We start from the raw sequence: 3,677 nt of genomic DNA on the forward strand, positions 1-3,677 counted from the left end.
AGATCGTCATCTGCGTGGAGGCATGCAGCTCGAGCTGAGGGCACAAGGCCCGGGCCAGCAGTGCCACCGCCGGATCCTGGAGGATCAACGCATCGACACCCGCGGCAGCCGCCCCACGGATGAGGTACTCGAGGACTGGCAGCTCGGGCTCGAAGACGAGCGTGTTGAGGGTGAGATAGGCCCGCGCACCCGCACGGTGGATGAGGGCCATCGTCTCGGGGAGGCGGGCGAGGGAGAAGTTCTCGGCGCGGGCTCGGGCATTGAAGCCCTCATCGAGCCCGAAGTAGACGGCATCCGCCCCACTGGCGAGCGCGGCCTGGAGCGAGTCCAGATCCCCCGCGGGAGCAAGGATTTCAGGGCGGGCAGGCATGGCCCCTCCATAACACGCGATCACTCACTTCGGGTCCCACCACACCTCACCCTTGTCCTCGATCCATGGCGCGCTGCGGCGTCGCCACGCACTCAGGCCTCCAATCCCTATCACCCTGGAGAACCTCCGGCTCCCCTGCTCTAACACCAGAGCCGCCAAACGGGTCAGCCAAGCATTTCCCGTGTCTTTCCATCGAACCTTCGGCATGCTCTGGATCCTGGGGGCGCTGGAGATCCAAGGGCGTGAGTTGAAGGGGAGTCGCGTTTGCCGCCGTCGAGTTCTCCAATCCGGTTCCTCACCTACCCGCTCCTGGGAGTCGTGAAGGAGCAGGTCCGCGCCGAGTTCTTCGGCCGGGCGCTCTCCCGGCGGGTGGGCCGGCCGGTGATCGTGGAGCAGGCGCGCACGTACGAGAACGTAGAGCAGGAGGTGGCTGCGGGCCGGGTGGACATGGCCCTGGCCACCGCGGAGCAGTGCAACTTCTTCGAGCCGCAGTCCCGGGCCGTGCTGCGCGCGGTGAGAGCCGGGCGCTGGTACTACCACTCCGCCTTCATCTGCCGCGTAGGAGAGTCCCTCACGCTGGAGAAGCTCCGAGGCCGGCGCGCCGCCTGGGTGGATCCGCTCTCCACCGCGGGCTACCTGCTGCCCAAGCGCCACCTGGAGTCTCTGGGCCTGCCCCCCTCGGAGCTGTTCGCCGAGCAGCGCTTCTATGGCACCTACCGGCAGGCGCTCCTGGCGGTGCTCGCCGGGGAAGCGGACGTCACCACCTTCTTCACCACCCACATGGAGGAGTACATGGTCCGCGCGCTGCTGGCCGAGCGCGTGGGCCCGGAGGAGCGCAAGCTCCGGCCCTTTGCCTTCAGCGCCCCCACGCTGGCAGACGGCCTCATCATCACGAGCCGGATGCCCGAAGCGGAGGCCGCCCGGGTGGTGTCCGCCATCACCGCCATGAGCCATGACGAGGGCGGCCTGGAGCCGGTGCTCGCCCCGTTCGACATCCAGGGCTTTGCCCTCGTCCGAGGTACCTCCTTCCAGGCCCCCACGCCCCGGGGCGCGGTGAACTCGGAGTACGTGACGCTGGATGTGGATGCGCAGGAGCGCTGCCGGCGCGTCTGGTCCTCCACGGGCACGGCCTTGGGCCGGAAGCTGCGAAGCGGAGAGGGCCTGTCCCTCATGGAGCTGCTGCCTCCGGAGGCCGGCATCCCGCTCGAGTCGCTGGTGCGCTCCACCCGCCTCAATCACATCAACGGCCGGATGCACTTCCGCATGGAGACGAGCGGGCAGACGCGCCTGTACGTCGCCGAGGCCACGCTGCGCCCAGCCGGCCCCGGTGAGCAGGAGCCCGATCTGGGGCTGCTGGTGCGCGACATCACCGACCTGGACTCGCTGGAGCAGGAGCTCTACCGGCTGGCCTCCTTCCCCCTGCTCCACCCCGATCCGATGCTCGAGATGGGGCGCGAAGGCCAGGTGCGCTACGCCAACCCACCCGCCCACACCCGCTTTCCAGATCTGCTGGAGCTGGGCGCGGACCACCCGCTGGTGGCGACGGCCCTGGCGTACGCCCACCGCAACGCCCCGGACGAGGGCCCCGCGCAGGTGCAGATCCACGGCCAGTTCTGGGAGGTGGTGGCCACGCAGCTGCAGGACCATGAGAGCCTCCGCGTCTTCGCCAAGGACGTGACGACGCGCAAGCAGATGGAAGCCAGCCTGATGCAGGCCGACCGCCTGGCCTCCCTGGGCCAACTGGCCGCAAAAGTCGGCCACTACATGAACAACCCGCTGGCCTTCCTGATGGCCAACCTCTCGTTCGCCCGCGAGGAGATCGGCCGGCTCCGGGAGGCCCTGCGCACCGGGCGGGAGGAGGTGGATCCGGAGGAGATCACCGAGGTGCTCGACGCGCTGAGCGAGTCCGTGGAGGGCGCGGAGCGACTGAAGGGGATCGTCCAGGATCTGCGCCTGCTCACGCGCGAGGCGCCCCGGCATCGCGCGCGCGTGGACGTGCACCCCGTGCTGGAGGACACCCTGAAGCTCGTTCGCGGAGAGCTGCGCCACCGCGCCCGGCTGGACAAGGACTTCCAGCCCGTGCCCCCCGTGGAGGCGGACGAGGCGCGGCTCGGGCAGGTGTTCCTCAACCTGATGCTCAACGCGGTGCAGGCCATGTCCGAGCAGGACGCGGCGCGCAACGTGCTACGGGTGGCGACTCGCATGAGCGAGGCGGGCGAGGTCCTCATCGAGGTCCAGGACACCGGTGCGGGCATGACGCCCGAGGTGCTGTCGAGCCTCTTCGAGCCCTTCTTCACCACCCGCCATAGCAGCACGGGCATGGGGCTGTCGGTGAGCCACGCCATCGTCACCAGCCTGGGCGGCACCCTGCGCGCGGACAGCCAGCCGGGCGTAGGTACCCTCTTCACCATCTCCCTCCCGGCGGCGGGCAACCCGGTCGCCAGCCCCCCTCACCCCGAGCACGAGCTGGCGAGCTGAGAGGGCGCGCTCCCCCTCAGCTTGTGAGATAATGCGGGCATGGAGCCCGAAGCGCGCCTGGAGATCTCCCGCTCTCCTCTGGAGGAATAGGCCCGGATGCTGCGCCGGCTCCTCCCCACTCTCCTTGCACTCGGTTGTGGCCTCCTGGCGCTCGGCTGGGGCCTGGTGAGCCTGCAGCGCCTCTTCGCCCAGGAGACGGAGGACGCCCGCACGCAGCTGCGCTCTCACCGTGAGGAGCTCGCGCGGTACGCCACCGAGGCCCTGCGGCAGAAGCTGCGGCAGCGCCTCGCGGAGAACCTGCCCGCCATCTACAAGGCCGTGGAGGATCCGCTCGTCCAGGCTGACGGGCTCTACCTGTTCTTCCGCCAGTACCAGTTCCTGCCCCGCCTCCCCCGCCCCAGGCCTGGGGCGCGGATCCCCGCCGTGAAGCTGTATGCCGAGCTGCACCAGCGCCTCATGGAGCTCTCGGCCCCGGGCCCCTGGCAGGAGCGGCTGGACATGGTGCGCTCGATCAAGGTCGCGCTCGCCCAGAAAGAGCCCCAGCGCGCCGAGCAGCTCCTGGAGACGCTGCTCCGCCACCGCGCCGAGCACCCGCTGCCCGCCGCGGAGGAGATCCCGTACACCCTGTTGGTGATCGACCAGTTCTCGACGGACCAGGCCACCTCACCGCTCGTGAGAGGGCTCCTCGGCGGTGGACTGGCGGATGAGTTCGGCGGAATGGCGCGGGGCGCTGGGCTGCAGAGAGATCTGCTGCGCGAGTGCCAGCGCTTCACCCAGGCCGACTTCGACTTCCTCAGCGAGCGCATCATCAAACTCAGCACCGAGTTCG

Annotated in this window: 2 protein-coding genes and 1 pseudogene; 2 read left to right on the forward strand and 1 reads right to left on the reverse strand. The window is 69.5% G+C overall.

Going from position 1 to position 3,677, the window contains the following annotated elements; genetic code table 11:
- A partial coding sequence (locus VD972_RS09845) for a peptidase U32 family protein (protein WP_324984386.1) occupies nucleotides 1-370 on the reverse strand: 370 nt, incomplete at its 3' end.
- A 318-nt stretch (nucleotides 371-688) separates the two neighbouring features.
- Between VD972_RS09845 and VD972_RS09850 the strand changes: the two genes are divergently transcribed.
- On the forward strand, nucleotides 689-2,848 hold the full coding sequence (locus VD972_RS09850) for a sensor histidine kinase (RefSeq protein WP_324984390.1): 2,160 nt from the start codon (nucleotides 689-691) through the stop codon (nucleotides 2,846-2,848).
- 96 nt (nucleotides 2,849-2,944) lie between these two features.
- A pseudogene (locus VD972_RS09855) lies at nucleotides 2,945-3,677 on the forward strand (sensor histidine kinase); the annotation flags it as partial.

Source organism: Hyalangium sp. (genome assembly GCF_035629615.1).
Taxonomy (GTDB): domain Bacteria; phylum Myxococcota; class Myxococcia; order Myxococcales; family Myxococcaceae; genus Hyalangium.